Raw genomic sequence first — 6,872 nt, 5'->3', positions numbered from 1 at the left:
TTGGTTACTGTCGAGCCCACCACCGCGATGTTCCCAGCCGATCAGCGGGAGCTGATCGAGGCGGTTAATCGCACCTCGGCGCCAAGCGTCACGGGCCGCTTAGACCAGCACTTCGCCGCTGTCGCCGAACGGAATCCCGACCGTACCGCGGTCGTCTCGCCGGGGCGGACGCTGGCCTACGGCGACTTGCAGGCCGAGGTCTCCGCCCTGGCCGGTCGGCTCGCCGATGTCGGTGTCGGGGCGGGCGATCGGGTGATCCTGTGTGCTGAGCATGGCTGGGAGCAGGTCGTCGCGGCGCTCGCCGTGATGCGGGTCGGCGCCGCCTACCTGCCGCTACCACCGGACGCTCCACCAGACCACCGACAGGCGGCGCTCGAGCAGAGCGAGGCGAGGGTGGTGATCACCCAGAACAGCCTGGCCGGCTGGCTCGCCTGGCCGGCCGAAACCGTCGTTGTGCCATTGATCGCCGAGATTTGCTGCGCAGCCTTCGAGCCACCGGCGACAGACGACGATTCGGCTGCTGTCCTGCCGTGCGGGACCGAGCCCGGAGCCGACGCGGCGATCAGTCACCGAGTTCTGTGCGACACGGTGACGGACGTCAACCGCCGGCTGCACCTCGGTCCAGAAGACCGGGTGCTGGCGCTGGTATCGGCCGATTCGGGCCCGGCACTGTACGAGACGTTCGGGCCGCTACTCGTCGGAGCGGCGGTGGTCGTTGGTGCCGAGGATGCCCGGCAGAGCCCGCAGGAGTGGCTGAAGTTGAGCCGCTCCGAACGCGTTACCGTATGGATGCTGACTCCGGCGCTCCTCGACCTCCTGCTCGAACACCTCTCGGTCGCCGGCGAATCGCTACCGCGGAGCCTTCGAGCGGTGGTGCTCAGCGGTGGGCCGCTGAGTGCCGGCCAGCTCGGCGAGCTGCGTGCTGAACGAGCTGACCTGACGCTGGCCTACGCGACGGCCATCAGCTCACACGGGCCCTGGGTGGCCTGGCAGGACCTGACTGAGCCACTCACCAGCTGGGACTGGCTACCGATCGGTCGCCCGATGACCAACCAGCGTCTGTACGTCCTGTCCGAGAAGCTGGCACCATGCCCGGTTTGGGTGCCGGGACGCCTTTATCTCGGCGGATCCGCGGCGGAACCCCCTGTAGAGTCGACCGTCCGCCACCCCGAGACCGGCGAACGGCTGGTGCGAACCTCACTGTTTGGTCGGCTCCGGCCGGAAGGTGTCGTCGAGGTGACAGGCGACGAGTCGTCACGGGTGATGCTCCACGGACGTCCGCTGAACCTGCGCGACGTCGAGCTCGCCCTCGGCACGCACGAGGCGGTTCGGCAGTCGGCGGTGGTGGCCGCCGGGTCGGTAGCTTACGTTCGGGTACGTGCCGGGGCAAGCGTGACCGAAGCGGACCTGACCGGGCATCTTCGCCGTACCGTGTCGGCGTATCTTCTGCCAGAGCGCATTGAACTGGTCGCCACGATGCCGCTGTCGTCCGATGGGCTGATCGACCGCGCGGCGCTCGGCGCCGCGGCCCGTTCGCTCTCACCGCTGGATCTGCCGCCCGGGCAGCACTCGCCGGAGGACGACGAGCTGCTGCGCAGAGCCACCGCAGTGGCCTGGCGGTTGTTCGATCTGCCCGACATCCAGCCGGACACGAATCTGCTCGACATCGGGGCGAACTCGTTTCAGCTCGTGCGCCTGGCCATCGCCCTGGAGGAGGAGCTCGGTCTCAGTGTCAGCGTCGAGGACCTGTTGCGATCACCGACGATCGCAGCAGGTCTGCGCGGACACCTCGGTGTGACCGGCGAGCCGGGCCTGGGCAGACGAAGCCCGGTGCCAGCCGGCGGGATCGAGTCAGCTGGAGGCGCGGCTGAAGGTGTGATTTCAGGCGTACTGGCGCAGCAGGCGTTCAAGCAGGCGCGGCATGGTATCCGTCACGACCTGGACGACATACGGGGAAGGCAGCTGTCCACTGCAGAGGGCCGGCCGATGCTTCGACGGAACACCACACGCTCGTTCGGCCCGGATCCGGTCAGTTTCCAGGCCTTGTCCACTCTGCTCTCGGTTGCCGGGGTAACCATGCAGGACGGAGAGCCCAGGTACCGGTACGCGTCGGCAGGCAGCGCGTATCCGGTGCAGGTCTACGTGCTCGTTGGTCCCGGCCGGGTCAGCAGCCTTCGGGCCGGTAGCTACTACTACCACCCGGTGCGCGACTGTTTGGTTCCTGTCGCCCCAGACGCAACCCTACCGATTTCGGCCCATATCGACGTCAATCAGCAAGCGGCTCGGAGCAGCGCGTTCTCGATCTTCTTGATTGGCCGGACGGCCGCTATCGCGCCGCTCTACGGCGACATCGGCTGGCAGTTCACTGTCCTGGAGGCGGGCGCGATTGCCCAGCTGTTCACGGACGCTGCGCTCGAATGCGGTCTGGGCCTCTGCCCGATCGGCACGATGGACGTCGCGCCGTTGCCGACGTTGCTCGATCTGGATGGAACCGACCGCTTCGTCCACGCCATCCTCGGCGGGCTACCCGCGCGGGGTCAGCGATGACAGACCTACCGGGTCCACCCTCGGCGCGACGGCGGGTCGCCGCCGCGCTGCCTGGCACGGCACGGCGGCAGGAGGCCGTTACCACGTCCGATTCCGGGTTACCGCTGCTAGTCCGTCCAAAGCACGACGGTCTCCAGCTCGCCGAGTACGCCGAGACGCATGGTGACACCATCCGACGCTGGCGGTACGACACCGGTGCTGTCCTTTTCCGCGGATTCGGAATCACTCTCGACACCTTCGGAGCGGTAGCGAAGGCACTGGTCGGTGAGCCGGAAGCGTACGTCGAGCGTTCGTCACCGCGGACGAGCCTGGGCGACCGGATCTACACCGCTACCGACTACCCTCCGGACCAGTTGATCCCGCTGCACAACGAGAATTCGTACCAGCGGGACTTTCCTGGTGCGCTCGTCTTCTGCTGTCTCAGTCCGGCCGAACAGGGCGGCGCGACGTCGCTCGCTGATACCAGACGGGTCCTGACCCGGATCCCTGTCGAAGTCCTGAAGCCGTTTGCCGATCACGGGGTGATGTACGTCCGCAACTTCGGTCACGGGATGGGACTGTCCTGGTCCGAGGCCTTTCAGACCAGCAGTCGCGATGCAGTAACGGCGTACTGCGCCGACCACGGTATCGAAGCCGAATGGAAGCCCGGCGGCGGTCTGCGAACGCGCCAGGTCCGGCCGGCTGTCGCTCGGCATCCGGAAACCGGGGAGTTCGTCTGGTTCAACCACGCCGTGTTCTTCAACGTGCACACTCTTGCCGCCCCGCTACGGGCGGCCCTGCTGCAGATGGTCGGGGAAGAGGGTCTGCCCTACAACACGTTCTACGGTGACGGCCGTCCCATCCCAGCCGAGGTTGTTGAGGTTCTGACGGCGGCGTACGCGACCGAAGGGGTCGACGTCGGGTGGCAGGCGGGGGACGTGCTGCTGGTCGACAATCTCCTGGCGGCGCATGGCCGCCGGCCGTTTTCGGGCAGCCGCCGGGTCGCTGTGAGCGTCGCCGCTCCGATCTCGTGGAACGAGGCCACCTATGCGGCGAGTGAGAGTCCCGACCCATCATGTTCGATGAAGGAGTAGCGATGACCCAGAACGACGAATGTGAGGAGCAGTTGTACGACGTCGTGGTCAACCACGAGGAGCAGTACTCGATCTGGCCGGTCGGACACGATCTGCCGAATGGATGGCGGCGCGACGGGAAGACCGGGACCAGGTCGCAATGCCTGAGCTATGTCGACGAAGTGTGGACGGACATGCGGCCCCTGAGTCTGCGGCGGCACATGGCCGAGCACGCCAACGACGCGCCAGTGGAGGCGACGGAACCGGTAGATGACAGCCCTTGCCTGGTCGACAGGCTCTGCGAAGGTGCTCATCCGGTGCAGGCCGTCCTGCGACCGGAAAGCTCCGCGGCAGAGCTCAAGGCTGCCATCGACCGCCGGTATGTCCTCATCCGCTTCACCGGGACCCGCGGTGGCACCGAGCTCGGTGTGCGCGTCGACCTGCACGGTAGCGATCTCACCAATGCCGACTTCGACGCCGGGACCGGTCAGGCCCTGATCGTCGGCACTCTCGAACTCGACTTCGAACCAGTGCGCTGCCGGGCCGCGATCGATGTTCGCACCCTCTCCGGGGAAGGACAGCTGGAACGTGCCGGCGGTTGAGCGGATCTGTGTCTTCGCGCAGCTGCACCTCCCCGGGCTCGGCGACCTGCTGCTCCGCAACGCGCTGCTGGCGCTGGTACGGCGCGCTCATCCGGATGCTTCGGTCACCCTGGTCGTCGGTGACACGCTCGCGACCCAGTTCGCCGAACTGCTCGACCGGCACATGTACCTCACTGACGTGCTCCGGTGCCCCGACCCCTACGACCAGACGGCGGAGAGCTGGCTGACCTTCATGAGAGAGCTGGCCGACCGCGACTACCAGCTATGCGTGGTCGATCCTGACTCGCATCTGCTGGACGCAGGACATGCGAGGGCCGCGGGAATCGGACAGCGGCTGGCCCAGCCACGAGGTGAGCTGTCGGATCAGGACATCACTCATCCGGTGCGGCTAGCTGCCACCCGGTTCGCCACCCCTGATCTTTACGAGGTGATGTGCGGCTACGCGGTCACGCTGGGCCTGGATGGCTCGTTACGCCCGGCCGATGTGGTCCCAGATCTGCCCAGGTGGCCGGAGGAGCTGCCGGAGCTCGATGCGGTACGGCCCCGAATCGTGGTGCATCCCGGGGGTGCAGTGCGGTTCAATCGCCGGTGGCCGCTGGAGCGATTCGCCGAGCTGTGCGTACGACTGGTCGAGCAGTTCGGAGCGAGCCTGTATCTGCTGGGGACACGGGCGGAAGCCGTGGAGCTGACCCTTCTGCGTGATCAGGTGCGCGGGCGCCATCCCGGCGGCGTCGTGCAGGTCGCCATCGATGGTTCGCTCAACCGCAGTGCCAACCTCATCGCAGGCGCCGACCTGCTGATCGGCAACGACTCGGGTCCGGGACATCTGGCCGCAGCCGTCGGGACACCAAGCGTCATCATCTACGGGCCGGGGAGCGGAATGGCCTGGCTTGCCCGGGTCTACACCCGCCTCCGCGTTGTCTCCCGCTACACCTGTCGGCCGTTGAACCGGCCGCTCCACCACGGACTGACGGACCGGTCGGAGCTCCCGCGGAGGTTCCGTTGCGAGAACGGGTGCACACCACGACATCAGGGTCCCACCCGTCCGCTCTGGCAATGCGAGGAGGGCTGCGAAATCGAATACCAGGGGCCGCGAGGGCCGTACCCGAAATGTCTGGTGGAGATTGACGTCGCCAAAGTCTGTGCGTCCGTGACGGCCGCGCTACGACACTGAGGACGAGGAGGATCGAATGAGTATTGTCACCGCACGGTGGTCCGAGCAGGCACGGCGCTCGTACGCGCAGTTGATCGACACGCTGACGGCGGACGGCGCACACGAGAGCGCGCGACGGCTGACCGAGATCGCGATCAGCGAAGGAATGTGGCGGCACCCGTTGCAGCGACCGTCGCACTACCTGGCATCGCTGCCGCCGCGGCCGGTTTACGATCCGGCGGACTTCTGGTTCTGCTCCTACCTGGAGGAGAACTACCGGCAGATCCGGGCGGAGCTCGATGCGCAGGTCGATCCGGCGGTCTCGGGCTTCCTGCCGGTCGACGAGCCTCTGGTCAGTGCCGGCCGCTGGGATCAGGTCGTGTTCTACGAGTCCGGTTACCGCTTCGAGGACGCCTGCGCCCGGTTCCCGGTCACCGCCTCGTTGATCGACGGTATCCCCGAGGCTGCTGCCGCCGGGATCGGAGTGGTCACCTTGTCCTGGCTTGCTCCAGGTACGCGGATCGTGCCGCACTGCGGGTCCACCAATGCGCGGTTGCGGGTCCACCTCGGATTGCGGACGCCGCCTGGGGCCCGGCTCCGGGTCGGTGACGAGGTTCTCAGCTGGGAAGAAGGGCGATGCCTGGTGTTCGACGATTCCTTCGAGCACGAGGTGTGGCACGACGGCGAAAGCCCTCGCGTGGTGCTCATCATGGACGTGTCCCATCCCGACCTCGAGCCGGTGATCCGGGACCGCATGCTGGCCAGTCGCAGCTCCTTCGAGGCGCGGATCATTCGCTTCCTCAAGGACCGTGGGATGCGCCGGGTCGAGCTGGACCACGACGACGTCCGGGTGTTGCTGGACGAGCGGAACGGGGCGCAGATGATCAGGTACATGCGCGAGCGAGGGTCCCGTGCGGCCGAGCTCCGCGGCGGGAAGCTTGTGTTCGAGCCGATGGGAGAGACCGATGACTGAGTCAGCTACCGCGTCGGCTCGTGGTGAGGAAGGATGGACCGATCTGGATCGGGCCGCGGGGCGCGGTGACGTCGCGGTGGTGCGGAGTCTCCTCGACGCCGGAGCCGAGGCCAGGGCCACAGGACCGGACGGACGCACCGCCTATCAGATCGCAGTGGCCGCCGGTCACCGGGACGTCGCCGAGCTGCTGCGGGCGGCGGAGGACGCGGCGCTCGCGGACGATCCGCCGGATCGCGGTTGGCGCCCCTACTGCCGGGCGTACCGGCTGTGTGAGCTCGAGGGCTTCCCTGGCTGGCCGGAACCTGCTGACAACCAGCCCCGGCCCGAGCCCGACAGCGTCGTCTACCTCCAGGACGACCTCACGGTGACCGAGGGCGCATGGCCTGGTGAGGCGGTGTTGTTCGGCGGCGGGTCGGCCGAGTGGGAGAGCTACTGCCGGGAAACTCTTGGCTTCGCCGTCCCTGATGACTTCGATCTGCTGGTGCCGGCTGACGAGATCCGACCGACCGATCCGGGGGACGATCCGCGCTGACGTCTGCCTGGGA

At 67.3% G+C, this 6,872-nt stretch carries 5 protein-coding genes and 1 pseudogene; all 6 read left to right on the top strand.

Going from position 1 to position 6,872, the window contains the following annotated elements:
- Positions 1 to 2,547, top strand: coding sequence for an AMP-binding protein (locus OG474_RS41440; protein ID WP_405059146.1), 2,547 nt, complete (start codon positions 1 to 3; stop codon positions 2,545 to 2,547).
- Entirely contained in the window at positions 2,544 to 3,620 is a 1,077-nt protein-coding gene (locus OG474_RS41435) for a TauD/TfdA family dioxygenase (protein WP_405059145.1), read from the top strand. The genes OG474_RS41440 and OG474_RS41435 overlap by 4 nt, the downstream gene beginning before the upstream one ends.
- Positions 3,621 to 3,622: 2 nt before the next feature.
- A pseudogene (locus OG474_RS41430) lies at positions 3,623 to 3,835 on the top strand (MbtH family protein); the annotation flags it as partial.
- A gap of 352 nt (positions 3,836 to 4,187) precedes the next feature.
- Complete coding sequence (locus tag OG474_RS41425) at positions 4,188 to 5,375, top strand: glycosyltransferase family 9 protein (protein WP_405059144.1); 1,188 nt, start codon at positions 4,188 to 4,190, stop codon at positions 5,373 to 5,375.
- A 16-nt stretch (positions 5,376 to 5,391) separates the two neighbouring features.
- On the top strand, positions 5,392 to 6,327 hold the full coding sequence (locus OG474_RS41420) for an aspartyl/asparaginyl beta-hydroxylase domain-containing protein (protein WP_405059143.1): 936 nt from the start codon (positions 5,392 to 5,394) through the stop codon (positions 6,325 to 6,327).
- The gene (locus tag OG474_RS41415; protein WP_405059142.1) at positions 6,320 to 6,859 is read left to right on the top strand and encodes an ankyrin repeat domain-containing protein; all 540 of its coding nucleotides are present in this window, start codon (positions 6,320 to 6,322) and stop codon (positions 6,857 to 6,859) included. Before OG474_RS41420 ends, OG474_RS41415 begins: the two co-directional genes overlap by 8 nt.
- Positions 6,860 to 6,872: the final 13 nt, after the last annotated feature.

Origin of the sequence: Kribbella sp. NBC_01505, assembly GCF_045040285.1 — a bacterium.
Taxonomy (GTDB): domain Bacteria; phylum Actinomycetota; class Actinomycetes; order Propionibacteriales; family Kribbellaceae; genus Kribbella.
This window is presented reverse-complemented; position numbering and strand designations above follow the sequence as displayed.